Genomic DNA, 24929 nt, shown 5'->3' with positions numbered 1-24929 from the left:
GGCACGGCGTCGATCTCAGCTGGCGCCGTAGCGCGCCCGGTAGGCGAGCACCCGCTCGCGATGCACGCCCAGGTCGGCGGCGGCACTTCCAGACAGGTAGTTCAGCAGGTCGTCGAGCGTGGCAATGGCCACTACCTGCAGGCCCAGCTGGTTGCGCACGTACTGCACCGCGCTGTGGTCCACGTCGACGCCGTTCTCGGTGGCTTTTTCCTGCCGGTCGAGCGCAATGGCCACGGCGTGCGGCGTGGCGCCCGCGGCTTCGATGGCGGCAATGGATTCGCGCACCGCGGTGCCGGCCGACATCACGTCGTCGACGATCAGCACGCGGCCCTTGAGCGGCGCGCCCACCAGGTTGCCGCCTTCTCCATGCGCCTTGGCTTCCTTGCGGTTGTAGGCAAAGGGATGGTTGCGCCCGCGCCGGGCCAGTTCGGCCGCCACCGTGGCGCCCAGCGGAATGCCCTTGTAGGCGGGGCCGAAGATCATGTCGAATTCGACGCCGCTCTCGATCAGCCGGTCTGCATAGAATCCGGCGAGCCGCGCGATCTTGGCGCCGTCGTCGAAGAGCCCCGAATTGAAGAAATAGGGACTCATCCGCCCGGCCTTGGTCTTGAACTCGCCAAAGCGCAGCACCCCTGCGTCGAGTGCGAACTGGACGAAATCCTGCGCCACCGCGCTGCCTTGCACACCATCTACAGCCATCGGAAATTCCTTGTGTTCAAACTGACCAGCCTCAATCTCAATGGCCTGCGTTCGGCCGCCACGAAAGGGGTGGCGGACTGGGTGGCCGAACTTGCGCCGGATTGTATTTGCATGCAGGAGATCCGGGTGCAGGCGAGCGACATCGAGGGCCGCTTCGAGGAAATGGCCGGCCTCAAGGGCCACTTCCATTTCGCCGAGAAAAAAGGCTACGCCGGCACCGCGATCTACACCAGGCATGCGCCAAGCGCCGTGGTGGTGGGCTGGGGCGACGCCGAATTCGACGCCGAGGGCCGCTACCTCGAACTGCGCTTCGACACGCCCAAGCGCAAGCTCTCGGTCATCAGCTGCTACTTCCCGAGCGGCAGTTCGGGCGAGGAGCGGCAGGAAGCCAAGTTCCGCTTCCTGAAGGGCTTCTTTCCGCACCTCACCGCGCTCAAGAAGGAGCGCGAATTCATCCTCTGCGGCGACATCAACATCGCCCACAAGGAAATCGACCTCAAGAACTGGCGCGGCAACCAGAAGAACAGCGGCTTTCTGCCCGAGGAGCGCGCCTGGATGACGCGGCTGCTGGACGCCGGCGCCGACGGCGCGGGCCTGGTGGACGTCTACCGCCTGCTCAAGCCCGACACCACGGCCGAGGCCTACACCTGGTGGAGCAACCGCGGCCAGGCCTACGCGAACAACGTGGGGTGGCGGCTGGACTACCACCTGGCCACGCCGGCCCTGGGCGCGCTCGCGCGCAGCGAGCAGATCTACAAGACCATCAAGTTCAGCGACCACGCGCCGATCACGGTGGACTACGACTTCACGCTCTGATCGGCCTGTCAGCCTGACAGCGCGGGCAGTGCCTTCTCCAGCGTCGCGACGAAGGCCTGTATCGCTTCGGTCTCGTGCGCGCCGCGCTTGGCGATGCGGTAGAAGTCCAGTCCCACCTTCGGCTTGACCAGCACGTCGGTGCGCACGCGGTGCCGCCGGCAGGCCGCAAGCGCGAAGGTCGGCATCACCGCGGAGCCGAAGCCGGCCTCGACCATCGAAATCAAGGTACCGAAGAAATTGAAGGCAGGCCGCTGCGCATCGGCACGGCCAATGGTGGCCAGGTGCTGGTCGATCACCTTCTGGATCGGGTTGCCCGCGGGCAGGCCGATGAGTTCGGCGCTGCGCAGCGCGGACCATGGTGCGGTGCCGACGGCCGCAGGCCCGTCGGCTTCATCGCCCGAGGGCTCCACGCGCATCAGGTGAAAGCGCCCGACGGGCGTACGCTCCAGCCCCGCCGCCGCCTTGAAGAAAAAGCCCAGCCCCATGTCGGCATCGCCGGCCGTCACCATTGCTTCGACATCGCGCAGGTCGGCATCGAACAGGCGCAGGCTCACTTGCGGGTGCGCCTGGCGGAAGGTAGTGAACACCTGCGGCAGCAGGTGCGACGACACCAGCGGCGTGGCCGCGATGCGCAGCGTGCGGCGCGATGCATCGCCCGCTGCGCCCAACTCGGCGGCCACGTCGTCCAGGTCGGTCACCAGCCGCTCCACCACCGGCAGCAGCCGCCGGCCTTCGGGCGTGAGGCTCACCACGCGCGTGGTGCGGTCGAACAGGCGGCAGCCCAGCTGCTTTTCCATCTCGCGCACGAGGATGCTCAGCCCCGCCTGCGTGATGTGTGCCTGCTCGGCCGCGCGCGTGAAGTTGCCCAGCCGCGCCACCTGCAGGAAAGCGCGCATCTGGCGGGTCGAGAGGTTCATAAGGATTCATGATAAATCCATATCACATCTAAATTTCCCAAATGGTTTGTCTGCGTTCCTAATGCGGGCCGAGACAAGCACCGAGCGCAATGCGCGAATCACCATGAGCAACGAAGTCATCATCCTGGGCGCCGGCATCGGCGGCCTGACCCTGGCGCTGAGCCTGCACCAGGCCGGCATCCCCTGCCGCGTGTACGAGGCCGTGCCCGAGCTGAAGCCACTGGGCGTGGGCATCAACCTGCTGCCGCACGCGGTGCGCGAGCTCACCGAATTGGGCCTGCTGCCCGCGCTCGACAAGGTCGGCGTGCGCACGCAGGAGTCGGTGTTCTTCACCGAGCATGGCCAGCTGATCTTCCGCGAGGCGGCCGGCCAGCACGCGGGTTACGACTGGCCGCAGTTCTCCATCCACCGCGGCGACCTGCAGACGGTGCTGTACGAGGAGACGCTCGAGCGCCTGGGCCCCGACAGCGTGGTGTGCAATCGCCGCTGCATCGGCGCCACGCAGGATGCCGAAGGCGTGACCGTGCACTTTGCCGACGCGCCTTCGGTGCGCGGCGCGGTCGCGGTCGGCTGCGACGGCATCCACTCGGCGCTGCGCAAGCAGTTCTATCCCGACGAAGGCGCGCCGCGCTACTCGGGCGTGAACATGTGGCGCGGCACCGCGCGCTGGAGGCCCTTTCTCTCGGGCGCGAGCATGGTGCGTGCGGGCTGGCTCGCGGTCGGCAAGATGGTGATCTACCCGATCCGCAACGACATCGACGCCGAGGGCAACCAGCTCGTGAACTGGGTCGCCGAGATCCACGCCCCGCAGCCCGTGCTGCGCGACTGGAGCCGCGCGGGCCGGCTCGAGGACTTCCTCCCCGCATTCGCCGACTGGCACTTCGACTGGCTCGACGTGCCGGCGCTGATCCGCGCGTCGGACACCATCCTCGAGTACCCGATGGTCGACCAGGACCCGCTGCCGCGCTGGACGCACGGGCGCCTCACGCTGCTGGGCGACGCCGCGCACCCGATGGTGCCGCGCGGCTCCAACGGCGCGGGGCAGGCGATCATCGATGCGCGCTTCCTGGCCGGCGCGCTCAAGGACCTGGGCGTGGGCCCCGCGGCGCTCGAAGACTACGACCGCATCCGCGTGAAGGCCACCACCGACGTGGTGCTGACCAACCGCAGCAACCCGCCCGACGCCATCCTGCGCGAGGTGTTCGAGCGTTCGGGCGGCAAGCGCTTCGACAGGATCGAGGACGTGGTGCCCACCTCCGAGCTGCAGGCCATCTCGGACAACTACAAGCGCGTGGCCGGCTACGACCCGGTCGCGCTGAAGGCACGGCCTTCCTTCCTCTGAACCCGCGCAGCCCTCATAAGAACTACCGAGACACGACACCATGCGTTCACTGACCAACACCTTCGCCGCCCTGCTTGCCACGCTCGGCCTGGCCACCGCCGCACACGCCTGGCCCGACCAGCCCATCACCATGGTGGTGCCCTACACGCCCGGCACCGGCATCGACCTGGTGGCGCGCCAGCTGTCCGCGCGCCTGCCCGCGCTGCTGGGCCAGCCTGTGGTGGTGGAGAACATTGCCGGCGCCAGCGGCAACATCGGCAGCGAGCGCGTGGCGCGCGCCAAGCCCGACGGCTACACGCTGCTGGTGCAGGTCAACACGCTGGTGATGAACCGCAGCCTCTACAAGTCGCTCGGCTACGACCCGGTGGCCGACTTCGCGCCCGTGTCGCTCACCTCGTGGGGCACGCTGCTGCTGGTGACCAACCCGAACGTGCAGAAGGCGGCTTCGGTGGCGCAGATGGTGAGCGCGGCCAAGGCGGAGCCGGGCAAGCTGACCTATGCCACGCCCGGCGTGGGCACGCCGCATCACCTGTCGATGGCGCTCCTGATGCAAGGCACCGGCACGGAGCTGATGCATGTGCCCTACAAGGGCACGGCCGGCGCGGTGACCGACCTGCTGGGCGGGCGCATCGACTACATGTTCCTGCCGGTGCACGTGGCGCTGCAGCACATCCAGGCCGGCAAGCTCAAGGCCGTGGCCACGGGCAGCAGCAAGCGCCTGCCACAGCTGCCCGAGGTGCCGACGCTGGCCGAGGCCGGCGCGACTGCCGACGCCGTGGACATGTGGTACGGCGTGCTCGCGCCCAAGGGCACGCCGCCAGACGTGGTGGCGCGGCTCAACAAGGAGATCGCAGCGGTGCTGAAGCAGCCCGAGGTGGCCAAGTCGTTCGAGTCGCAGGGCATGGTGCCTGCGAGCTCGACGCCGGCCGAATTCGGTGCGCTGGTGAAGAAGGATGCCGACCGCTGGGCGGGCGTGGTCAAGCGCGGCAACATCACCGCGGACTGAATTCCTTCAGCGCGGCGCTGCCTTGCCCGCATGCCGCGCCAGGTGCACCTGGTGCAGCGTGATCTTGCGCACCTCCGCCTGGCTGGTCTCGATGTGCGCACGCAGCAGCATCGCGGCCTGGTCGCCGCGGTTGGCGCGAACAGCCTTGAGGATCTTGCCGTGCTCCTCGTAGGTGGCGTCGATGCGCGGCTGCTGCGTGAAGTCGAGCCGGCGGATGATGCGGATGCGCTCGGTCACGTCGCCGTGCACGCGCGCCATCTCGGCGTTGCCCGCGGCGGCCACGAGCGCGCAGTGAAAGGCCTCGTCCCACTGCGCCACCTGCGCGGTGTCGCTGCTGCGCTGGGCCGCGGGCACGAGCCAGATGCCGGCCAGCGCGTCGAGCAGGCTGCGGTCGACGCGGCGGTCGGCTTCGCAGAGGCGGTGCACCGCGGTGGTCTCGAGCACCATGCGCAGGTCGTAGAGCTGCTCGAACTGGTCGAAGTCGAACGGCAGCACGCGCCAGCCGCTGCGGAACAGCACCTCGACGAAGCCCTCCTGCTGGAGGCGGAACAGCGCCTGCCGCACGGGCGTGCGCGAGACGCCGAGCCGGTCGCTGATCTCGTTCTCGGTGAAGCGGTCGCCGGGCACGAGGATGAAATCGGCCACGTCGCGCTTGAGCTGCGCGTAGACCTCGTCGGCCCGCGTGCGGAAAACGGCCGGGTCGGAAGCGGGGGCGGGCGAAGCGGAGCGGGGTCGGACGGTAGACACGTGGGGAATGGTAGTCGCTGTCATTGCCCTTGGCCGAGCGCCGCCAACAGCGCGGTGCTCGGCGCGGTCCAGCCGACGATCGCGCCCTGGGCGCGGACCATGTCGAGCGTGGCCGCCTTGAAGGCCGGAAAGTAGCTTTCGGTGCAGTCTTCGAGCAGCAGGCTGTCGTAGCCCCGGTCGTTGGCTTCGCGCATGCTGGTCTGCACGCAGACCTCGGTCGTGACGCCGCCGAACAGCAGGTGCGTGATGCCGCGGCGTTGCAGCAGTTCATGCAGGCCGGTGGCGTAGAACGCGCCCTTGCCGGGCTTGTCGATGACGATCTCGCCGTCGACGGGCGCCAGCGCATCGATGATCTGGTTGCCGGGTTCGCCGGCGACGAGGATGCGGCCCATCGGTCCTTCGTCGCCGATGCGCAGGCTCGGGTTGCCGCGGTTGCGCTTGGCCGGCGGGCAATCGGAGAGGTCCGCCTTGTGCGCCTCGCGCGTGTGGACCACGAAGCCGCCGGCCTTTCGCCACGCCTGCAGCGCCGATTTTGTGGCGGGAACGATCGCTTCGAGCAAAGACACGTCGTTGCCCAGCGTTTCACCAAAGCCGCCGGGCTCGATGAAGTCGCGCTGCATGTCGATGAGGATCAGGGCGGATTTTTCGATCTCGAACGCGTAGGGGAAAGGATTGGCTTCTTCTATGCGCATGTTGTGTCTCGGATGTTTTGATGCTCTGGGTTCGGCGAAGAGCGGTGTGTCAATGGCCATCGCCTCGGATGCACCGGGGGCGAACACTCCACCTCGAAGCTCGGTGTGCGGCGCGGTGTGGGCGGCCCAGCAACAGCGAGCAGGGCACTCATGCCGCAGCCTTCAAAGGCTCATGGTGCCCGCCACCCATGTGCGCCCCGATCACGTGCCTTTCAGCCCCCGCAGCCGAAGTCTCGAACACGATCCGCCCTTCGCTCATCACGACGATGCGGTCGGCCAGCTCGAGCAGCTCGTCGAGGTCCTCGCTGATCAGCAGCACCGCCCCGCCCTTCTCCCGCACCTGCACGATGCGCTCGTGGATCTCGGCCACCGCCGCGAAGTCGAGGCCGAACACGGGGTTGGCCGCGATCAGCACGTTGATGTCGCCGGCGAGTTCGCGCGCCAGCACCGCGCGCTGCACGTTGCCGCCGGACAGGCTGCGGATCGGCGCGCCCTCGCCCTGCGTCTTCACGCCGTATTCGGCAATCCATTCACGCGCCCGGTTGCGCCAGAACGGAAAGTTCAGCACACCGCCGCGCGACAGCGGTGGCCGGTCGAAATCGCGCAGCGCCATGTTCTCCGCCACGCTGAGGTCGCCCACGCAGGCGTTGCGCAGCGGCTCCTCGGGCAGGCTGCGGACCTTGAGGCTGCGGTTCTCGCCGCGGCGCGCGCTGTAGGGCCGACCCATCACGCTCACCTTGCCGGCCAGCCGCGGACGCTGCCCGACCAGGGCCTCGACCAGTTCGCGCTGCCCGTTGCCCGAGACGCCCGCCACGCCGAGGATCTCGCCGGCCCGCACCGACAGGCTCAGGTCGTGCAGCGCCAGCGTGCCGCGGTCCCCCTGCGCCTCGAGGCCCTCGACCCGCAATGCGACGGATGCCTCATCGGGCACCGGTGCTCTGGCGACGGGCGATGAAGCCGGCGCAGACGCTGAAGCGCCCTCGCCGCCCATCATGGCCTGCGCCAGCTGCGCCGGACTCGTGTCCGCGACGCGGCAGTGGTGCACCGCCTTGCCGCGGCGCAGCACCGTCACGCTGTCGGCATAGGCCATCACCTCGCGGAACTTGTGCGTGATGATGAGCACGGTGCACAGGCCGCTCTTCGCGAATTCGCGCACGTGGCCCAGCACCTCGTCGGCCTCCTGCGGCGTGAGCACCGAGGTCGGTTCGTCGAGGATCAGCAGGCGCGGCTTCAGGTACAGCTGCTTGAGCAGTTCGAGCTTCTGCTTCTCGCCCGCCGCGAGTTCGGATGGCCGCACGTCGAGGTCGAGGCTGAAGGGCGTGGTCGCAAGAAAATCCTCGAGCTCCGCGCGCTTCGTCTTCCAGTCGATCAGCGCCGCCGTCTTGCCGCCCGCGAGCAGCAGGTTCTCGGCCGCCGTCATGCCCGGCGCCAGCGTGAAATGCTGGTAGACCATGCCGATGCCGAGCGCGCGCGCCACGATCGGGTTGGCAATGTCCTGCTCGCGCCCGTCGATCAGGATGCTGCCCTCCTCCGCGCGCTGGAAACCGGCCACGCATTTCACCAGCGTGCTCTTGCCCGCGCCGTTCTCGCCCAGCAGCGCATGCACCGTGCCGGGCTCGACGCGCATCGTCACGCGGTCCATCGCGGTGAAGGCGCCGAAGCGCTTGGTCAGCTCGTAGGTGTCGAGCGCGAGCGCGCCGCTGCCCGCAGGCAGTGCGCCGATGGCGTGGGGCGTGGGGCCGGCCATGCCTTCGTCAATCCAGCGCGGCCAGCAGCGCCTGCGAGGTGGCGTGCGCGCCGAACACGCCGCCCTGCATCGTGATCATCTTCAGTGCCGCCAGATGGTTGCCATGGTCGGTGGCGGCGGTGCAGTCGGACAGCAGCAGGCATTCGAAGCCGCGGTCGTTGGCGTCGCGCATCGTGGTGTGCACGCACACGTCGGTGGTGATGCCCGCGAGGATGAGGTTCTCGATGCCGCGCGTGCGCAGGATCAATTCCAGGTCGGTGGCATAGAACGAGCCCTTGCCGGGCTTGTCGATCACCACCTCGCCGGGCAGCGGCGCGAGTTCGGGAATGATCTCCCAGCCCGGCTCGCCGCGTACCAGGATGCGCCCACACGGCCCGTCGTCGCCGATGCCCACGCCGTTGGCGCCGATCTGGCGCGAGCGCCAGCGCTTGTTGGCGGGCAGGTCGGCCAGGTCGGGCCGGTGGCCTTCGCGCGTGTGGATGATGTGGAAGCCCAGCGGCCGCAGCGCCGCGAGCGTGCGCGCGATCGGCCGGATCGGCGCCTGCACCAGCGAGAGGTCGTAGCCCATCACGTCGACGTAGCCGCCCTTGCCGCAGAAGTCGGTCTGCATGTCGATCACGATGAGCGCGGTGTTGCCGGGCCGCAGGTCGCCGTTGTAGGGCCAGCCATAGGGCTCGGCGGCCACGTGGCGGGGAGATGGGGTGTTCGCCATGGGATTCAGCTCCTTGTCGATGAAAGTTCACCCGGCGCACCGGCGGCGGCCGCGCCGGGCCTGCAGGTGAACACCAGGATCACCAGCGTGAGCACGTAAGGCACCGTGTTGAACAGGTGGTAGCCCCAGCCGATGCCGATGGATTGCAGCGCCGGTCCGATGGCGCCGGCCCCGCCGAAGAGCAGTGCCGCGCCCACGCAGCGCAGCGGGCTCCAGCGCGCAAAGATCACCAGTGCCACCGCGATCAGGCCCTGGCCGCTGGAGATGCCCTCGTTCCAGCTGCCCGGATAGAACAGCGTGAGCGACGCGCCGCCGAGCCCGGCGATGAAGCCGCCGGCCGTGGTCGCCGCGATGCGCAGGCCCGAGACCGAATAGCCGAGCGCGCGCGTCGCCTGCGCCGAGTCGCCGGCCATGCGCACCAGCAGGCCGGCGCGCGTGTGCGCAAAGCCCCACCACAGCAGCACCGCCAGTGCCACGCCGATCGGCACCAGCGCATTGAGCTGCAGCGCCGAACGCACCACCGTGTTGTCGCTCCAGAAGCCCAGCGGTATCGCCGGAATCTGCGGCGCCTGCGGCTGGATCAGCGGCTTGCCCAGGTAGAACGCGAGCCCCGTGCCGAGCAGCATCAATGCAATGCCGGTCGCCACGTCGTTCACGCGGTCGAGCGAGCACAAAAGGCCATGCAGCAGCGCGAGCGCCGCCCCCGCCACCGCGCCGATCAGCACGCCCAGCCAGGCGGAATCGGTGAGGTACGCGCCGCCGAAGGCCGCCATCGCCGAAAGCACCAGCACGCCTTCGAGCCCGAGATTGATGCGGCCCGACTTCTCGGTGAGGCATTCACCGAGGCTCACGAACAGGAAGGGGGCGCCCACGCGCAACGCGCCGCCGACGATGCCGGCCACGAGCGCGATCCACTGGTCCGCGGTCATCGCACCGCCCCCGCGCGGCGCGGAACACGTGCGCGCAGGGCATTCCAGTCGACCATGCGCACCCCCTCGCTCGCAAGGATCAGGACAAAGGCAATGCCCTGCAGCACCAGCACCGAGGCATCGGGCAGCCCGAGCCGCCGCTGCAGCAGGCTGCCGGCCGCGCCGAAGCCGCCGAACAGGATCGCCACCGGCACGATGGCCACCGGGTTGTGCCGCGCGATGAACGACACCAGGATGCCCGCATAGCCGTAGCCTGCGATCAGCGAGGCATTGGCATTGGTATGCACCGCCGCCACCTCGACCGCGCCCGCCAGCCCCGCGCAGGCGCCGCCGAGCGCGCAGGCCCCGAGGATGAGCCGCGTGGCCGGCAGTCCCACGAGTTGCGCGGTGCGCGGATTGCCGCCCACCACACGCACCGAAAAGCCCGAGGCGGTGGCGCGCAGCCACCACCCGAGCGCCAGGCAGGCGACGACGCCGATCACGAAGCCCCAGTGCACGTCCGAACCGCCGATGCCGCCGATCAGCAGCCCGTCGGCCAGCGCATGGGTCGATGGCTTGTTGAGGCTCGCCGGATCGCGCAGCGGCCCTTCGACCAGGTGCTTGAAGATGCCGATGGCGATGTAGGCCAGCAGCAGGCTGCTGATGGTTTCATTGATGCCGCGGTACTGGCGCAGCCAGCCCGCAAGGGTGATCCACAGCGCGCCGGCCAATGCGCCCGCGAGGCAGACCGCCACCGTGCCCGCGGCATTGCCCGGCAGCGACACCGCATGCGCGAGCGCGGCCGAGGCCAGGCCGCCCAGCACGAGCGCGCCTTCGCCGCCGATGACGATGAGACCCGCGCGCGCCGGCAGCGCCACGCACAGCGCGGTGAGCATCAGCGGCGCGGCGCGCTGCAGGGTGTTCTGCCAGGAGAACCAGTCGCCGAACGCGCCCTTGAACAGCGTCGCCCAGACCTCCAACGGATCGACGCCGGCAAAGGCCGCGAGCACGCCGAACAGCAGCAGCGCCGCCGCAATGGCGAACACCGGCAGGGCGAATTCCTTGAGCGCTTGACGCATGGCGTGCGGGCCTGTGCTGCCGCGATCAGGCCTGGCCGATCACGCCTTCGACCAGGTAGTTCATCTTCTCGAGCTCCAGGTCGGTCTGCTTGAGCACCTTGCCGGCGGGCACGACGACCGCGCCCTTGTTGTCCTTGATGCCGTCCTTGAAGATGTCGAAGGTGCCCGCGACCATCTTCGCCTTGATCTCGTCCGCCTGCTTCTTCGCGGCGTCCGGCACCATCGGGCCGTAGGCCGACATCTTCACGTAGCCTTCCTTCAACCCGCCGCGCAAGAAGTTGGGATGCGGCTTGCCGGCCTGCGCGGCCTCGATGGTGGCCTTGTAGGCCGTGAGCCAGTTCCATTCGGCCCCGGTGAGGTACGCATTGGGCGCGAGCTTGGCCTGGCTCGCGTGGTAGCCGCAGACCATCTTGCCGCGCTTGGCCGCCGTCTCCACCACCACCTTGGGGCCGTCCACGTGCATGGTGAAGACATCGCAGCCCTGGTCGGCCAGGCTGTTGGTGGCTTCGGCCTCCTTCACGGCCATCGACCAGTCGCCGGTGAAGATCACGCTGCACGTGATGTTCGGCTTGACCGAGCGCGCACCCAGCGTGAAGGCGTTGATGTTGCGCAGCACCTGCGGAATCGGCTTGGCGGCGACGAAGGCGATCTTGTTGCTCTTGGTCATGTGCGCAGCGATCACGCCGTTCAGAAACTGGCACTCGTCGATGTAGCCGAAGAAGCTGCCCGCGTTCTTCGGGTGCTTGCCTTCGGTCCAGAGGCCGCCGCAGTGCGAGAAGCGCACGTCGGGATTCTTGGGCGCCACGGCCAGGATGTGCGGATCGAAGTAGCCGAACGAGGTGGGGAACAGGAGCTTTGCGCCGTCCTGCGAGATCATGCCGGCCATGGTCTTCTGCACGGCGGCGGTCTCGGGCACGTTCTCTTCCTCGACCACCTTGATGCCGGGCAGCTTCTTGATTTCGGCGGCCGCCATGGCGTGCGCCTGGTTGTAGCCGTAGTCGTCGCGCGCGCCGACGTAGATCACGCCGACGGTCAGCGGCCTGGCCTGTGCGCCGGCGAGCGCGCTCCAGCCTCCGAGGGTGCCGGCGGCGCCCAGCGCGGCCAGGGACTTGAGGGAATCGCGGCGATTGATTGGGCTTGTCATGGCGTTCTTTCCAGAGGTTGAAGGGAGTGCAAAAAATGTGCCCCGCGCTCAGCCCGGCAGGCTCACGTGGGCGGCGACCACGCGCCAGCCGTCGGCCGTGCGCAGCCAGGTCTGGCTCTGCCGGCCGACAGCGGTGGCGCCTTCGCGCCGGAACTCGCAGTTGGCCGTGGCAAAGTCGCGGCCGTAGGTGGTGATGACGGTGCGCAGCAGCTCGCGCGGCGGGCTCTGCACCGGCAGCGATGCGCGAAAGGCGCTGATGCCGGCATGTCCGTAGTGGCTCTCCGAGAAGCCGTAGCGCAGCGTGTGCGGGCTGTTCCAGAACAGTTCGTCGAGCACTGCGGGCTGGTTGGCCATGAGCGCTTGCTCGTAGCGCGCGAACACGGCCGTCACTTCGGCGAGCACCTCGGGGAGGTTGATCTCGGGCGTCATCGGCGCACCTCGCGCTGGAAGATGTCGAGGCTGAGCTTCTTGGTTGCGACGAAGCTCTCGGTGCTCAGGGTCTCGACCGTGCGCGGCCGCGCATCGCCATAGCGCAGGATCTCGGCCACCCTGGTGGGCCGCTTGGTCAGCAGCAGCACCTCGTCGGCAAGGTACACGGCCTCTTCGAGGTCGTGCGACACCAAGAGCATCGTGGTGCCGGTCTGCATGAACACCTCCTGCAGCTTCTCGCGGATGAACAGCGTCATCTCGAAGTCGAGCGCCGAAAAAGGCTCGTCGAGAAACAGCACCTCGGGCTTGGGCGCGAGCGCGCGCATGATCGATGCGGTCTGCTGCTGCCCGCCCGAGAGCTCGTACGGAAAGCGCTTGAGGTCGAACTTCACGTCGAACGACGCCACCAGCTCTTCCATGCGGCGGTCGACCTCGGCCTTGCTGCGGCCTTCGAGCTTCAGCGGGTAGGCGATGTTGTCGATGGTGCGCATCCACGGGAACATCGCCTCGCGGTAATTCTGGAACACGTAGCCGATCTTGGTGTCCTTGCGCTCCTTGCCGTCGAACAGGATCTCGCCCGCATCGATGGGAACGAGCCCCGCGATCATGTTGATGAGCGTGGACTTGCCGCAGCCGTTGGGCCCGAACACCGAGACGATCCGGTGCTTGGGAATGTCGAGGTCGAAGTTCTCGTACAGCGGCCAGCCCGCGAAGTACTTGGCGAGCCCGCGGATGGTGATGTGCGTGCCGGCCGGGCCGGGCTTGAAGACGGGCTTGGGCACGTCGGCATACACCGGGCCGTTGATGACGATGTCGGGCGTGGCTTTCATCTTCCGCTCCAGTGCACGATGCGGCGCTCGGCGACAAGAAAGAGGATGTTGAGGGCGTAGCCCAGTGCACCGGCCGCAAGGATGGCCGCATACATGCTCTTCACGTTGAGCACCTGCTGCGCGTCGATGATCCGGTGGCCGAGGCCCGTGTCGGAGCCGATGAACATCTCGGCCACGATGACGATCACCAGCGCCATCGACACCGCCGAGCGCAGGCCCACGAAGCTGGGCTGCAGGCTTTCCCACACCAGCACGTCCTTGAAGATCTGCCAGCGCGAGGCGCCCATGACGCGCGCCGCCATCACGCGCTGCTTGCGCGCATTGATCACGCCGTAGGCGCTGTTGAACACCACGATCAGCAGCGCGCCGAAAGCCGCGATGGCCACCTTGTTGACATCCGACACGCCGAAGATCAGGAGGAACAGCGGGATCAGCGCGGACGACGGCGTGGAGCGGAAGAAGTCGATCAGGAACTCGACGCTGCGGTAGGCGCGCTCGTTGCTGCCGAGCAGCACGCCCAGCGGCACGCCGACCACCGCCGCAATCGCGAAGGCCTGCAGCGTGCGCCACACGGTCATCGCGAAGTCGGTGAGCAGCGGCCCGCCCGCCAGCCCCGTGATGAGCGCGGCAACGGTGTCGGCGGGCGTGGGCAAAAGGATCGGCTTGATGAAGCCCAGGCGCACCGCCAGGTCCCACACGATGAACAGCACCACGGGGCCGATGAAGGGCAGCAGCCGGTCGCGCAGCGGCGTCTTCGGTGCCGAGGTGGCGCTGCCATCGGCCGGCGGTGTCCACGGCGCGGCCGTGGTCGTGCTTGCGTCGGCCATGGTCAGGCCTTGTAGAGCAGGCCGTCCACCAGCACCTTCTTCTCGAAGATGCCTTTCTCGGTGAACAGGTCGTAGAACTTCTGGAAGTACGCGACGTCGCTCGGCTTGAACTCGTTGTAGAGCATGTACGAGGCGAGCGGCACTTCGGCCGTGAGGCTGCCTTCGATGGCGGTGTAGCCCTTCATGTGCTGGCGCGCGTCGTCGGGCTTGCTGCGCACCAGCTCCACGCCGCGCGCATAGGCGGCGATGTACTTCTTCGCCACTTCAGGGTTCTTCTTGATGAACTCGCTGGTGAGGCTGGCCGCGCCGCCGTGCCAGGGCGCCATCGGGTCGCCGAGGATGTATTTGGCGACCACGCCAGCCTCGATGACACGCGTGGTGCCGTTCATGCGGCCCACGGTGCCGGTGGGCTCGAGCGTGTAGCAGGCGTCGACCTGCCCCGCCACGAGCGCGGCCACATGCTGGCCGATGGGAAGCTCGCTCACGGTGGCGCCCTTGGCGCCCGCGCGCTCCAGCATGGTCTTGCACAGCGTCACGTTCTGGATGCCGGGGCCGGACGCGATCTTCCTTCCAGCCAACTCGGCCATGGTCTTGATCGGGCTGTCCTTGGCGACGATGAATTCGTCGAGCACGAACTTGGCGTTGCTCGGGTTGGTGCAGAAGATCTTGAAGAGCCCCGGCTGCGCGATCTCGCCGATGGCGAGGTTGGCCGAGCCCGTGCCGTTGGAGCTGCCGTCGCAGCGGCCCGCGAGCATGCCTTCCATGACCTGCTGCGCGCCCGCGAACTTGAGCGGCTCCACGTCGAGGCCGGCTTCCTTGAAGTAGCCGCGGTCGACGGCGGCAAAGAAAGGCAGGCCCGCGGCCACGGGCCAGAAGCCGATGCGGATCTTCGGCGCGGCTTGCGCGCGCACGATGGCGGGCGCGGCCAGCACGGCCAGCCCCGCGGCGCCGGCCTGCAGCAACTGGCGGCGCGACGCGGCGGCGGGAGATTTCTCAGGGATGCTCATGAAGACTCCTCGATCGGTCAGGTTGGAATGGCTTGGGAAGAGCCGGCAGCGGCGGCGCGGCTCGCGATGTAGGCACGCCAGCCGCCGTGGTGGCTGACGTCTTCGGCGCCTGCGAGCGCATGGCCCTCGCAGATGAAGCCGTGCACCCAGCCGCCGTCGGCGAGTTCGACGCTGCCCAGGCCCAGCGGGGGCGGGATCAGGGCCAGGAAGCTGCCGACCTGGGCCACGGGAACGGACCACACTTCGAGCGCGATGGCTGCTCCGCCGGCCGTGCTGCGCTGCAGCCCCGGCTTGGGCGGCACGGTGCCCGGCAAGGCGTGCAGTCGGTAGCGCGGCGAGGTGGTGGTGGCACGCAGCAGCGTGGCGCCGCGTTCGGTGAGCTGGCCGTTGAGCGGCATGCCCGAGAGATGCGCGCCGACGACGGCGATGGGCATGGTCTGCACCGTCGAAGCGCCCAGGCCCGGAAGGAGGCGCGGCTCGGGCAGCGGCAAGCCTGTGGCGCCCTGCGGCAGGCCGGTGGCGTGGTGATAGCGCTGGCCCAGTTCGGCCAGCGCAAGATCGCTGCCGCACGGGCCGATCAGCGTGATGCCGAAGGGCAGACCGTCGGCGCCCAGCGCGCTCGGCACCGAGATGGCGGCGTAGTCCAGCAGGTTGACAAAGTTGGTGTACGCGCCGAGGTTGCGGTTGAGCACCACGGGGTCGGCACGCATCTGTTCGCGCGTGTAGTGCGTGGGCGCGGTCGGCACCAGCAGCACGTCGATGCCGCGCCACATCGGTTCGACCTGTTGTGCGATGGCGCGAAGCCTTGTCTGCGCCTCGAACACGTCGGCGGCGTTGTAGCCGCGGCCGCTTTCGAGAATGCCGCGCACCGGCTCGATCACTTCGGCACTGTGCGCATCGAAGAACCCGCGCACCGCCGCATAGCGCTCGGCCACGAGCGCGCTTTCGTAGAGCAGCCCGGCGGCCTCGGCCAACGGCGCATAGGGAATTTCCACGGCCGTGCCGCCGAGGGCGGCGAGCCGCAACTGCGCATCGCGGAAGGCTTGCTCGGCCGCGGCATCGCCGAAGAAGCTCAGCGTGTCGGGCACGCCGAAACGGAAAGCCGGCGCAAACGGTTCGCTGCGCAATGCAAGTTCCCGCGAATAGGGGTCGCGTGCGTCGGGCCCGGCGGCCGCAAGAAGCACGTCGACGGCCAGGGCGACGGTGCGCGCAAAGATCGACACGCAGTCCGCGCTCTGGGCGGCCGGCACCACGCCGAAGGCGCTCAGCAGGCCGCGCGAGGGCTTGAGCCCGACGATGTTGTTGAGCCCGGCGGGCACGCGGCCCGAGCCCGCGGTGTCGGTGCCGAGCGCGAAATCGACCTCGCCGGCGGCCACCACGTAGGCCGACCCGGAGCTGGAGCCGCCCGAGATGTAGCGCGCGTCGAAGGCATTGGGCACTTCGCCGTACGGAGAGCGCGTGCCGTTCAGGCCGCAGGCGAACTGGTCGAGGTTGGTCTTCCCGAGCAGCGATGCACCGGCATCGAGCAGCTTCTGCACCACGGCCGAGTGCTGCGCCGGCCGGCGCTCGAAGGCCGGGCAGGCAGCCGTGGTGGGCACGCCGGCCACGTCGATGTTGTCCTTGACCGCGAAGCGCAGGCCGGCGAGGCGGCCCGTGTCCGCGCCGGGCACGGGCCGTGGGAAGCGGGCAATCCACGCTGCGGCAGCCGATCCGTTTTCTTCATGCACCATCATCAGGCATCCAAACTTGTGTACAAGTTGAGATGCAAGCAATGTGCCAGGCGACCGAAGGCGGTCCTTCAAGAGATCCTGTTCAGCGTTTTGCTCCCTCTCCCTCCGGGGGAGGAAGTAAGACACCAGCCCCGCCCTCTTTCAGAGGAAGAGGTGGCTCACGCCTCAGCTGCGCTTGGCTTCCTTGTAAAGCCCCTCGACCTTCGGCAAGTTGGCCTCAAGCTTCTGGATCCGGTCCGGCCCGCTCGGGTGGGTCGACAGAAAGCTCAGCCCGCCCTGGTTCTTCGACGCCACGGCCATCTTCTTCCAGAGCGACACCGAGGCCTGCGGGTCGTAGCCCGCGCGCGCCGCGAGTTCGAGCCCGACGAGATCGGCCTCGGTCTCGTCGCTGCGGCTGAACTTGAGGGTCAGCAGCTGCGTGCCGGCGCGCGCCGCCAGGTCGCCCATCTGGCCCAGGCCCAGCAGCTGCGCGCCGATGGAAAGCGCCGCGCCGGTGCCCGCGCTCTTGGCCATGCGGGCACGCGCATGCTCGCGCAGCGCATGGGCCATCTCGTGCCCCATCACCATGGCGACCTCGTCGTCGCTGAGCTTGAGCTGCTCGAGGATGCCGGTGAAGAAGGCGATCTTGCCGCCCGGCATGCAGAAGGCGTTGATCTGCTTGCTGCCGATCAGGTTGACCTCCCACTTCCATTCACGCGCGCGCGAGTTCCACGGCGTGGCAAAGGGAATCAGCCGGTTCGCGATGGTGCGAAGCCGCTGCAGCTGCGCGTTGCCGTCGCCCGCGAGCGCACGCTTGGCGCGCGCCTGTTCGAGCAGCTGGCCGTACTGCTGCACGCCCGCGGCCTCGATCCGGTCGGCCGGCACCAGGTTGCGCGCCACCGAGGCATTGCCCACGTTCACCTGCGCCAGGGCCGGCCCGGCCAGCGCGGCGCCGGCCGCCGCGAGCAGGAAGGCCCGCCGCGGCTGCCAGGCCGAGGCGCGCGGCGCCGAGGAAGCCGCGGAAGAAACAACGAGAAGCTCGCATCGTGTGCACATGCGCGGATCATAGGAACAATTGCCGACAAAAAGACGGCTCGGCAGGCGGCGCGCGCTCATGGACAATCCGAAGTTCATGTCTGCCCAGCCCGCCGAAACCTCCACCGCCCCCTCCCTGCCCTGGCGCGATGCGCTGAAGGTCTACCTCGAGCCCGCCACGCTGCGCATGCTGGCGCTGGGCTTTTCCGCCGGCCTGCCGCTGCTGCTGGTGCTGGGCACGCTGAGCTTTCGCCTGCGCGAGGCGGGCATCGACCGCACCACCATCGGCTACCTGAGCTGGGTGGGCTTGGCCTACGGCTTCAAGTGGGTCTGGGCGCCGCTGGTCGACCGGCTGCCGCTGCCGCCGCTGACCACGCTGCTCGGGCGCCGGCGCGGCTGGCTGCTGCTGGCGCAGGGGGTGGTGATCGCGGGGCTGGTCGGCATGGCGCTCAACGATCCGCGCCAAGGCCTCGCACCGCTGATCTGGTGCGCGCTGCTGGTGGCCTTCGGCTCGGCCACGCAGGACATCGCGCTGGACGCCTTCCGCATCGAGTCGGCCGAAACGCGCAAGCAGGCCGCGCTCGCCGCCGCCTACCAGACCGGCTACCGCCTCGCGATGATCTGGGCCGGTGCCGGCGTGCTGTGGGTGGCGGCCTGGGCCGAGGTGGCGCCGGCGGCCGGCGCCACGGGCGCGGCGGCCTACCAGAACGGCGCCTGGAAGACGGCCTACCTGGTGATGGCGGCCTCGATGGCGGTGGGCGTGCTCACCGTGCTGCTCTCGCCCGAGCCGGTGCGCCGCGTGCTGCCCAAGGCAAGGAACGCGGCCGAATGGCTGCAAAGCGTGCTGATCGAGCCCTTTGCCGACTTCATCCGCCGCTACAAGTGGCAGGCCGCGCTGATCCTCTCGCTGATTGCCATCTACCGCATCAGCGACGTGGTGATGGGCATCATGGCCAACCCCTTCTACGTGGACATGGGCTTCACCAAGGACGAGGTGGCCACCGTCAGCAAGATCTACGGCGTGGTCATGACGCTGGCCGGCGCCTTCGTGGGCGGCGTGCTGTCGATGCGCCTGGGCGTGATGCGCGTGCTGATGCTGGGCGCGGTGCTCAGCGCCGCGAGCAACCTGCTCTTTGCCTGGCTGGCCTCGCGCGGGCACGACCTGACGGCGCTGATCGCGGTGGTGTCGGCCGACAACCTGGCCGGCGGCATTGCCTCGGCGGCCTTCATTGCCTACCTGTCGAGCCTCACGAACATCAGCTATTCGGCCACGCAGTACGCCCTGTTCAGCTCGCTGATGCTGCTGCTGCCGAAGTTCATTGCCGGCTATTCGGGCGCTTTTGTCGACGCGCACGGCTACGCCCAGTTCTTCACCGCCACCGCCTTTCTGGGCGTGCCGGTGCTGCTGCTGGTGGCGCTGGCCGCCCGCATCACCACCACCAAGGCGCCGGCCGGGCGTCAATAGGGCGCGGTCCGCATGGGAAAACAGCTGACGCTGCGGTGCCCGCGCAACTGGTAGGCTGTCACTTTCCGGTTACCTTCGCTTCGCTCCCAGAGCGATCATTCACCTTCCGTCCGCCAACCCACAAGCAACGTGCCGCCCCGCATTTCTCCCCTTCAGATCAGCGCCTTCACGGCCACTTCGGCCGTCGGCGTCGGCAAGGAGCCGCTCGCCGAGGCGCTCGAGCATTCGCGCAGCGGCCTGCGCGCCAACGATTTCGGCGATGCGCCGCTGCCCACCTGGATCGGCCGGGTCGACGGGCTCGAGGACATCCGCCTGCCCGAGGCGCTGGCCCCGTGGGACTGCCGCAACAACCGGCTGGCCTGGCTGGGCCTGCATGCGGACGGCTTTCCCGAGGCCGTGGCGGCCGCGCGGGCCAGGTACGGCCCTTCGCGCATCGCGCTGATCCTCGGCACCTCGACCTCCAGCATCGGCGAGACCGAGCTGGCCTACACCCGGCTCGACGCCGACGGCCTCTTTCCCATGGACCAGCGGCGCCCGGCCGTGCACACGCCGCACTCGCTGGCCATGTTCGTGCAGCAGGTGCTCGGGCTCACCGGGCCGAGCGAGACGGTTTCCACCGCCTGCTCGTCGAGCGCCAAGGTGTTTGCCTCGGCCGAGCGGCTGATCCGCCTGGGCCTGGCCGACGCCGCCGTGGTGGGCGGGGTCGACACGCTGTGCGGCAGCGTGCTGTTCGGCTTCAACTCGCTCGAACTGGTGTCGAGCGAGCCGTGCCGGCCGTTCGATGCGAGCCGCAAGGGCATCAGCCTCGGCGAGGCGGCCGGCTTCGCGCTGGTGGAGCGCGTGCAGGACGACGCAGCCGCGCCGCTGCGGCTCCTGGGCTACGGCGAAGCCAGCGATGCGCACCACATGTCGACGCCGCACCCCGAGGGCCTGGGCGCCGAGCGCGCGCTCGACGAGGCGCTGGCGCGCGCGGGCCTGGCGCCCGAGGCCATCGACTACATCAACATGCACGGCACCGCGAGCCAGAAGAACGACGAGGTCGAAGGCGCACTGGTGGCGCGGCGCTTTCCGGCGCGCACCCACGCCAGCTCGACCAAGGGCTTCATGGGCCACACGCTGGGCGCGGCGGGTATCGTCGAATCGGTGATCAGCCTGCTCGCGATCGAACGCGGCCTGATGCCGGGCACGGTGAACACGAACCAGCTCGACGCGGGATTCGGCCCGCAGATCCGGCTCGAGCCCGCGCATGGCGAGGTGCGCTACGCGCTGACCAATTCCTTCGGCTTCGGCGGCAACAACTGCTCCCTGGTCTTCGGCAAGGCAACCGCATGAAGCCCACGCCCGTGCCACCCACGCTCTACATCGAAGGCCCGGCCTTCTGGACGCCCACCCTGCCCGGCTGGGACGCCGCGCGCGCTGCCTTCCGCGGCGAAGGCGGGCTGGCCGACCCGCCCGCCAAGCGGCCGTCGCCGCAGGTGCTGGCGCCGGCCGAGCGCCGCCGCGCACCCGACACCGTGGCCCTGGCGCTCGAAGTGGCCGCTGCGTCGATGGCGGGCTCGGGCCGCAACGCGGCCGACGTGCCCTGCGTGTTCGTCTCGGCGCATGGCGATCTCTCGATCAACGACTACATGTGCAGCACGCTGGCCACCGACCCCACGGTGCTGTCGCCCACGCGCTTCCACAACTCGGTGCACAACGCGGCCGTGGGCTACTGGACCATCGGCACCGGCTGCATGGCGGCCAGCAACTCGGTCTCGGCCTACGAGAACAGCTTTGCCGCCGGCCTGCTCGAAGCGGCCGTGCAATGCGCGGCCGACCAGTCGCCCGTGCTGCTGGTGGGCTACGACACGCCCACGGTGGGCCCGCTCACGTCGGTGACCGACAGCCAGGGCCTGCTGGCCGTGGCGCTGGTGATCGCGCCCGGGCGCACGGCGCGCAGCGTGGCCGCGCTCGACTGGTCGGTGCAGGAATACGGGGCCGATGGCACCGCGCCCGCGCCGCTTTCCGACGCCGCGAAAACACTGGCGCACATCAACCCGATGGCCCATGCGCTCGGCCTCTTCGAAGCGCTGGCGCGCCTGGAAGACGATTCGCCACCGCCCATCGGCCTGCCGCTTTCCTCCACCCTGTCGCTGCAGCTGCAACTGCGGCCGATCCGGGACTGAGACTCCATGACCGGCACTGCGCAACGATGTGACGCAGTGATCATGGGCGGCGGGCTCGCGGGCCTCACCCTGGCGCTGCAGCTGAAGCAGCGCTTCGAGGACATCGACGTGCTGGTGCTGGAGCGCCGCACGCACCCGGTGCCGCACGCGGCGCACAAGGTGGGCGAGTCGTCGGTCGAGATCGGCGCGCACTACTTCGACACGGTGCTCGGCCTCAAGCCCCACATGGACGGCGCGCAGCTGCGCAAGTTCGGTTTCCGCTTCTTCTTCAGCGAGGGCCGGCGCGACATCGACCAGGTCACCGAGATCGGCGCCAGCCGCTACCTGGCGGTGCCCAGCTACCAGATCGACCGCGGCATCTTCGAGAACTACCTGGCCGAGGAGGCCGTGCGGCGCGGCGTGCGCTTCGACGATGCCGCGCTGGTGCGCCGCGTCGATCTGGCCGAGGGCGCCGAGGCACCGCACCGCCTCGAATGGACGCGCGGCAGCGAAACCCACAGCGCCGAGGCGCGCTGGCTGGTCGATGCCTGCGGCCGCGCCGGCCTGCTCAAGCGCAAGCTCGGGCTCGCCGAGGCCAACGCGCACGACGTCAACGCCGTGTGGTTCCGCATCGGCGAGCGCATTGCCATCGACGACTGGAGCGACAACGCCACCTGGCGCGGGCGCTGCGATCCGCAGGCGCGCTGGCTCTCGACCAACCACCTGGTGGGCGCGGGCTACTGGGCCTGGCTGATTCCGCTGGCCTCGGGCTCGCATTCGGTGGGCATCGTGGCCGACCCGAAGCTGCATCCGCTGGACACCATCGACACCTTCGACAAGGCCATGCAGTGGTTCGCCACCTACCAGCCGCGGCTGTACGACGCGCTCGACGGCAAGCGGCACCTGCTGCAGGACTTCGCGTTCCTCAAGCACTTCTCGCACGGCTGCAGGCAGGTGTTCTCGGGCCAGAGGTGGGCCCTGACGGGCGAGGCCGGCCTGTTCCTCGACCCCTTCTATTCGCCGGGCAGCGACTTCATCGCGATCAGCAACACCTACATCGCCGACCTGGTGGCGCACGACCGCGCGGGCCGCTCGGTGGAAGCCCGCGCGCAGCTCTACGACCAGATCTACCACTCGTTCTACGAAAGCACGCTGGCGCTCTACCAGGACCAGTACCCGCTGTTCGGCGACCCCGAGGTGCTGCCGGTGAAGGTGATCTGGGACTACGCCTACTACTGGGGCGTGCTGTCGCAGATCTTCTTCCAGCAGCGGCTCACCGACCTGATGCTGCTGGGCAGCCTGAAGGAGGAGCTGCAGCATTGCCAGCGCCTGAACCTCGCGGTGCAGCAACTGCTGCGCAGCTGGTCCGCGGCCAGCGCCAGGCGCAACGCCCCGGTGATGCTCGACCAGGCCGCCATGCCCTGGTTCGCCGAGCTCAACCGCAGCCTGAAGGACCCGCGGCTGGGCGATGCCGAGTTCCGGGCGCGCATCCGGGCCTCGGCCGCGCAGCTGCGCCAGCTGGCCGGCGAGATCCTCGCGCGCGCACGGGCGGACAATGCGGACCTGCGCGGCTGCGCCCTGCCCGCGCTGCTCGAGGAAGACATCGCCGGCCTGCCCGCCGATGCGCAAGCCGGCGCTATGCTTTTCGCAGCAGTTCCGGATGACAGCCGGAAGCCGCGTTTACCCAACTTTACGGAGCGTTCAAGCCCCGTTGCCCCACGTGCATGACCATGAAGCGCATGAGTACCCCCCAGCTCCTGATGATCGAAGACGACGCCCGCCTGGCGCAGATGGTGGGCGAATACCTGACGCAGTCGGGTTTTCTCTTCACGCATGCCGGCGACGGCGCCAGCGGCCTCGAGCAGCTGCAGCAGCACGCGCCCGACCTGGTGATCCTGGACCTGATGCTGCCCGACACCGACGGCCTGGAGATCTGCCGCCGCATCCGCTCGCTGCCGCCTCCGGCTTCCAAGGTGTCGGTGCTGATGCTCACCGCCAAGGGCGATCCGATGGACCGCATCATCGGCCTGGAGATCGGCGCCGACGACTACCTGCCCAAGCCCTTCGAGCCGCGCGAGCTGCTCGCGCGCATCCGCGCGGTGCTGCGCCGCCGCAGCGAGAACAGCGCCGACACCGAAGCCAGCACCGTGATGCGCTTCGGCACGCTCGAGATCGACCGCAACGCGCGCACCGTGTCGGTGGGCGGCGCGCTGGCCGACCTCACCTCCTACCAGTTCGACCTCTTGGTGGCCATGGCCGAGCGCGCCGGGCGCGTGCTCACGCGCGACCAGATCATGGAGGCCGTGCGCGGCCGCGAGCTCGAGGCCTTCGACCGCTCGATCGACGTGCACATGGGACGCATCCGCGCCGCCATCGAGGTCGATGCCAAGAACCCCAAGCGCATCCTCACCGTGCGCGGCGTGGGCTACGTGTTCGCCAAGCAGCAGGATTGACGGGCCGATGCTGCGGAGCCTCTACTCCCGCCACCTCTACGTGCGCATCTGGCTCGCGGTGGTGGGCGGCGTCGTCATCCTCACGCTGATGGCCAACTGGATCGTGCGCGAGGCGGCCCAGGCCGAGCGCGAGCGCCTGGCACCGGTGCCGCGCAACGTGGTGGTACTCGATGCGCAGGACAAGCCCATCGGCACCGGCAAGGCGCTGCGCGTGCCGGGCCAGGGGCTGGAGTTCGACGTGACGCTCGGCGACGGCAGGGCCATCACGCTGCGCGTGGCGCCGCGCGACCGGCCCTCGGGCACCGGCGGATTCGCGCCCTGGCGCACGCCGTTCGGCCTGGGCTGGATGATCGCGCTCGTGGGCATTGCGGTGGCGCTGGGCGTGTACCCGATCGTGCGGCGGCTGACCCAGCGGCTGGAGACACTGCAGCGCGGCGTGCAGCGCTGGGGCGAAGGCGATCTCTCGGTGCGCGTGACCGAAGAAGGGCAGGACGAAGTGGCTGATCTCTCCAAACGTTTCAACGCGTCGGCCGAACGCATCGAACAGCTGGTGCGTTCGCACAAGTCGCTGCTGGCCAATGCATCGCACGAGCTGCGCTCGCCGCTCACCCGCATCCGCATGGGCCTGGAGCTGATGGGCGAACGCCCGAGCCCCAAGGCGCGGGAAGAAATCTCGCGCAACATCGGCGAGCTCGACCAGCTCATCGACGAGATCCTGCTGGCCAGCCGGCTCGACGCGAGCGAGGCCGACCTGGGCACCATCGAGGCCGTCGACCTCACGGGGCTCGCGGCCGAGGAGTGCTCGCAGGTGAATGCCGAGCTCGACCTGGTCGAAGGCACCGACAACGCCAGGCTCACCGTGCCCGGCGTCTCGCGCCTGTTGCGCCGCGCGATCCGCAACCTGCTCGAGAACGCGCGCCGCTACGGCGCCGGCGAAATCAGGGTGGAGCTCGGCAGCGCCAACGGCTTTGCCACGGTGCGCGTCACCGACCGCGGCCCGGGCGTGCCGCCGGCCCTGCGCGAACGCATCTTCGAGCCGTTCTACCGGCTGCCCGGCGCCAGCGAGCGCAACGGCGGCGTGGGCCTCGGGCTCGCGCTGGTGAAGTCGATCGCCGAGCGGCATGGCGGCAGCGTGCGCTGCGAAGACGGCCCGGAGGGCGGCGCGAGCTTCGTGATCCGCCTGCCGGCGAGCGCGCCCGCGCACTGAGCCCACGCCCCGGC

Annotated in this window: 24 protein-coding genes; 9 read left to right on the top strand and 15 right to left on the bottom strand. The window is 69.1% G+C overall.

Annotation, left to right across the window (positions count from 1 at the left end; genetic code table 11):
• Positions 1-15: 15 nt before the first annotated feature.
• The gene (pyrE, locus tag EJO66_RS13685) at positions 16-699 is read right to left on the bottom strand and encodes an orotate phosphoribosyltransferase (RefSeq protein WP_124958378.1); all 684 of its coding nucleotides are present in this window, start codon (positions 697-699) and stop codon (positions 16-18) included.
• 12 nt (positions 700-711) lie between these two features.
• Here pyrE and EJO66_RS13680 point away from each other — a divergent pair, with 12 nt between their 5' ends.
• Entirely contained in the window at positions 712-1515 is an 804-nt protein-coding gene (locus EJO66_RS13680; RefSeq protein ID WP_124958377.1) for an exodeoxyribonuclease III, read from the top strand.
• An 8-nt stretch (positions 1516-1523) separates the two neighbouring features.
• Here EJO66_RS13680 and EJO66_RS13675 read toward each other — a convergent pair whose 3' ends face one another.
• Positions 1524-2432, bottom strand: coding sequence for a LysR family transcriptional regulator (locus EJO66_RS13675; RefSeq protein WP_124958376.1), 909 nt, complete (start codon positions 2430-2432; stop codon positions 1524-1526).
• A gap of 103 nt (positions 2433-2535) precedes the next feature.
• Between EJO66_RS13675 and EJO66_RS13670 the strand changes: the two genes are divergently transcribed.
• Together EJO66_RS13670 and EJO66_RS13665 are read left to right on the top strand one after the other, a co-directional pair.
• On the top strand, positions 2536-3774 hold the full coding sequence (locus EJO66_RS13670; protein WP_124958375.1) for a flavin-dependent oxidoreductase: 1239 nt from the start codon (positions 2536-2538) through the stop codon (positions 3772-3774).
• 40 nt (positions 3775-3814) lie between these two features.
• Positions 3815-4780 (top strand): tripartite tricarboxylate transporter substrate binding protein, encoded by a 966-nt coding sequence (locus EJO66_RS13665; protein ID WP_125965447.1) that lies wholly within the window; start codon positions 3815-3817, stop codon positions 4778-4780.
• Positions 4781-4786: 6 nt separating this feature from the next.
• On the opposite strand, the gene EJO66_RS13660 is transcribed toward EJO66_RS13665, so the two are convergent.
• From EJO66_RS13660 to EJO66_RS13600, 13 genes are all read right to left on the bottom strand, one after another.
• On the bottom strand, positions 4787-5551 hold the full coding sequence (locus tag EJO66_RS13660) for a GntR family transcriptional regulator (RefSeq protein WP_124958373.1): 765 nt from the start codon (positions 5549-5551) through the stop codon (positions 4787-4789).
• Positions 5548-6219 (bottom strand): cysteine hydrolase family protein, encoded by a 672-nt coding sequence (locus tag EJO66_RS13655; protein ID WP_124958372.1) that lies wholly within the window; start codon positions 6217-6219, stop codon positions 5548-5550. Before EJO66_RS13655 ends, EJO66_RS13660 begins: the two co-directional genes overlap by 4 nt.
• Before the next feature lie 148 nt (positions 6220-6367).
• Positions 6368-7966 (bottom strand): ABC transporter ATP-binding protein, encoded by a 1599-nt coding sequence (locus EJO66_RS13650; RefSeq protein WP_124958371.1) that lies wholly within the window; start codon positions 7964-7966, stop codon positions 6368-6370.
• Between the two features lie 7 nt (positions 7967-7973).
• Positions 7974-8678: a biuret amidohydrolase gene (gene biuH / locus EJO66_RS13645; protein WP_124958370.1), complete on the bottom strand. Its 705-nt coding sequence runs from the start codon at positions 8676-8678 to the stop codon at positions 7974-7976.
• A gap of 5 nt (positions 8679-8683) precedes the next feature.
• Positions 8684-9607, bottom strand: coding sequence for an ABC transporter permease (locus EJO66_RS13640; protein ID WP_124958369.1), 924 nt, complete (start codon positions 9605-9607; stop codon positions 8684-8686).
• Positions 9604-10665: an ABC transporter permease gene (locus EJO66_RS13635; protein ID WP_124958368.1), complete on the bottom strand. Its 1062-nt coding sequence runs from the start codon at positions 10663-10665 to the stop codon at positions 9604-9606. The genes EJO66_RS13640 and EJO66_RS13635 overlap by 4 nt, the downstream gene beginning before the upstream one ends.
• Positions 10666-10690: 25 nt before the next feature.
• A complete protein-coding gene (locus EJO66_RS13630; RefSeq protein WP_124958367.1) occupies positions 10691-11809 on the bottom strand; it encodes a BMP family ABC transporter substrate-binding protein in 1119 nt (372 codons plus the stop codon).
• 48 nt (positions 11810-11857) lie between these two features.
• Positions 11858-12238, bottom strand: coding sequence for an oxalurate catabolism protein HpxZ (hpxZ, locus tag EJO66_RS13625; protein WP_124958366.1), 381 nt, complete (start codon positions 12236-12238; stop codon positions 11858-11860).
• The gene (locus tag EJO66_RS13620) at positions 12235-13068 is read right to left on the bottom strand and encodes an ABC transporter ATP-binding protein (RefSeq protein WP_125965446.1); all 834 of its coding nucleotides are present in this window, start codon (positions 13066-13068) and stop codon (positions 12235-12237) included. Before EJO66_RS13620 ends, hpxZ begins: the two co-directional genes overlap by 4 nt.
• Entirely contained in the window at positions 13065-13895 is an 831-nt protein-coding gene (locus tag EJO66_RS13615; RefSeq protein WP_124958364.1) for an ABC transporter permease, read from the bottom strand. The genes EJO66_RS13620 and EJO66_RS13615 overlap by 4 nt, the downstream gene beginning before the upstream one ends.
• 2 nt (positions 13896-13897) lie before the next feature.
• Positions 13898-14902 carry an ABC transporter substrate-binding protein gene (locus tag EJO66_RS13610; RefSeq protein WP_124958363.1) on the bottom strand — a complete coding sequence of 335 codons (1005 nt, stop codon included), beginning with the start codon at positions 14900-14902 and terminating at the stop codon, positions 13898-13900.
• A 17-nt stretch (positions 14903-14919) separates the two neighbouring features.
• On the bottom strand, positions 14920-16635 hold the full coding sequence (atzF, locus tag EJO66_RS13605) for an allophanate hydrolase (protein ID WP_124958362.1): 1716 nt from the start codon (positions 16633-16635) through the stop codon (positions 14920-14922).
• A gap of 162 nt (positions 16636-16797) precedes the next feature.
• Positions 16798-17667, bottom strand: a complete 870-nt coding sequence (locus EJO66_RS13600) for a M48 family metallopeptidase (RefSeq protein ID WP_124958361.1) — start codon at positions 17665-17667, stop codon at positions 16798-16800.
• Positions 17668-17743: 76 nt separating this feature from the next.
• Here EJO66_RS13600 and EJO66_RS13595 point away from each other — a divergent pair, with 76 nt between their 5' ends.
• The 6 genes from EJO66_RS13595 (at position 17744) to EJO66_RS13570 (ending at position 24915) form a co-directional block, all read left to right on the top strand.
• Entirely contained in the window at positions 17744-19111 is a 1368-nt protein-coding gene (locus EJO66_RS13595) for an AmpG family muropeptide MFS transporter (RefSeq protein WP_240648577.1), read from the top strand.
• Between the two features lie 129 nt (positions 19112-19240).
• A complete protein-coding gene (locus EJO66_RS13590) occupies positions 19241-20443 on the top strand; it encodes a beta-ketoacyl-[acyl-carrier-protein] synthase family protein (protein ID WP_185738294.1) in 1203 nt (400 codons plus the stop codon).
• The gene (locus EJO66_RS13585) at positions 20440-21276 is read left to right on the top strand and encodes a beta-ketoacyl synthase chain length factor (protein WP_124958359.1); all 837 of its coding nucleotides are present in this window, start codon (positions 20440-20442) and stop codon (positions 21274-21276) included. Before EJO66_RS13590 ends, EJO66_RS13585 begins: the two co-directional genes overlap by 4 nt.
• Before the next feature lie 6 nt (positions 21277-21282).
• Positions 21283-22983 (top strand): NAD(P)/FAD-dependent oxidoreductase, encoded by a 1701-nt coding sequence (locus EJO66_RS13580; RefSeq protein WP_124958358.1) that lies wholly within the window; start codon positions 21283-21285, stop codon positions 22981-22983.
• Positions 22984-22985: 2 nt separating this feature from the next.
• Complete coding sequence (locus EJO66_RS13575; protein ID WP_124958357.1) at positions 22986-23708, top strand: response regulator transcription factor; 723 nt, start codon at positions 22986-22988, stop codon at positions 23706-23708.
• 7 nt (positions 23709-23715) lie between these two features.
• Complete coding sequence (locus EJO66_RS13570) at positions 23716-24915, top strand: ATP-binding protein (RefSeq protein ID WP_124958356.1); 1200 nt, start codon at positions 23716-23718, stop codon at positions 24913-24915.
• The last annotated feature ends 14 nt before the right edge of the window (positions 24916-24929 follow it).

The sequence above is a fragment of the Variovorax beijingensis genome (assembly GCF_003951285.1).
GTDB classification, from domain to species: domain Bacteria; phylum Pseudomonadota; class Gammaproteobacteria; order Burkholderiales; family Burkholderiaceae_C; genus Variovorax; species Variovorax beijingensis.
Note: the sequence above shows the minus strand (reverse complement) of the source record. Positions and strands in the feature narration are given on the sequence as shown.

Excerpts from the sequence above, each read along its gene's own strand:
- EJO66_RS13640 (WP_124958369.1), bottom strand. The coding sequence starts at position 9,607 with ATGACCGCGGACCAGTGGATCGCGCTCGTGGCCGGCATCGTCGGCGGC.
- EJO66_RS13620 (WP_125965446.1), bottom strand. The coding sequence starts at position 13,068 with ATGAAAGCCACGCCCGACATCGTCATCAACGGCCCGGTGTATGCCGAC.
- EJO66_RS13610 (WP_124958363.1), bottom strand. The coding sequence starts at position 14,902 with ATGAGCATCCCTGAGAAATCTCCCGCCGCCGCGTCGCGCCGCCAGTTG.
- EJO66_RS13585 (WP_124958359.1), top strand. The coding sequence starts at position 20,440 with ATGAAGCCCACGCCCGTGCCACCCACGCTCTACATCGAAGGCCCGGCC.
- EJO66_RS13575 (WP_124958357.1), top strand. The coding sequence starts at position 22,986 with ATGAAGCGCATGAGTACCCCCCAGCTCCTGATGATCGAAGACGACGCC.
- EJO66_RS13665 (WP_125965447.1), top strand. The coding sequence starts at position 3,815 with ATGCGTTCACTGACCAACACCTTCGCCGCCCTGCTTGCCACGCTCGGC.
- EJO66_RS13635 (WP_124958368.1), bottom strand. The coding sequence starts at position 10,665 with ATGCGTCAAGCGCTCAAGGAATTCGCCCTGCCGGTGTTCGCCATTGCG.
- EJO66_RS13595 (WP_240648577.1), top strand. The coding sequence starts at position 17,744 with ATGTCTGCCCAGCCCGCCGAAACCTCCACCGCCCCCTCCCTGCCCTGG.
- EJO66_RS13650 (WP_124958371.1), bottom strand. The coding sequence starts at position 7,966 with ATGGCCGGCCCCACGCCCCACGCCATCGGCGCACTGCCTGCGGGCAGC.
- EJO66_RS13615 (WP_124958364.1), bottom strand. The coding sequence starts at position 13,895 with ATGGCCGACGCAAGCACGACCACGGCCGCGCCGTGGACACCGCCGGCC.
- EJO66_RS13670 (WP_124958375.1), top strand. The coding sequence starts at position 2,536 with ATGAGCAACGAAGTCATCATCCTGGGCGCCGGCATCGGCGGCCTGACC.
- atzF (WP_124958362.1), bottom strand. The coding sequence starts at position 16,635 with ATGATGGTGCATGAAGAAAACGGATCGGCTGCCGCAGCGTGGATTGCC.
- EJO66_RS13600 (WP_124958361.1), bottom strand. The coding sequence starts at position 17,667 with ATGTGCACACGATGCGAGCTTCTCGTTGTTTCTTCCGCGGCTTCCTCG.
- EJO66_RS13580 (WP_124958358.1), top strand. The coding sequence starts at position 21,283 with ATGACCGGCACTGCGCAACGATGTGACGCAGTGATCATGGGCGGCGGG.
- EJO66_RS13570 (WP_124958356.1), top strand. The coding sequence starts at position 23,716 with ATGCTGCGGAGCCTCTACTCCCGCCACCTCTACGTGCGCATCTGGCTC.
- EJO66_RS13655 (WP_124958372.1), bottom strand. The coding sequence starts at position 6,219 with ATGCGCATAGAAGAAGCCAATCCTTTCCCCTACGCGTTCGAGATCGAA.
- EJO66_RS13630 (WP_124958367.1), bottom strand. The coding sequence starts at position 11,809 with ATGACAAGCCCAATCAATCGCCGCGATTCCCTCAAGTCCCTGGCCGCG.
- biuH (WP_124958370.1), bottom strand. The coding sequence starts at position 8,678 with ATGGCGAACACCCCATCTCCCCGCCACGTGGCCGCCGAGCCCTATGGC.
- EJO66_RS13660 (WP_124958373.1), bottom strand. The coding sequence starts at position 5,551 with ATGACAGCGACTACCATTCCCCACGTGTCTACCGTCCGACCCCGCTCC.
- hpxZ (WP_124958366.1), bottom strand. The coding sequence starts at position 12,238 with ATGACGCCCGAGATCAACCTCCCCGAGGTGCTCGCCGAAGTGACGGCC.
- EJO66_RS13675 (WP_124958376.1), bottom strand. The coding sequence starts at position 2,432 with ATGAACCTCTCGACCCGCCAGATGCGCGCTTTCCTGCAGGTGGCGCGG.
- pyrE (WP_124958378.1), bottom strand. The coding sequence starts at position 699 with ATGGCTGTAGATGGTGTGCAAGGCAGCGCGGTGGCGCAGGATTTCGTC.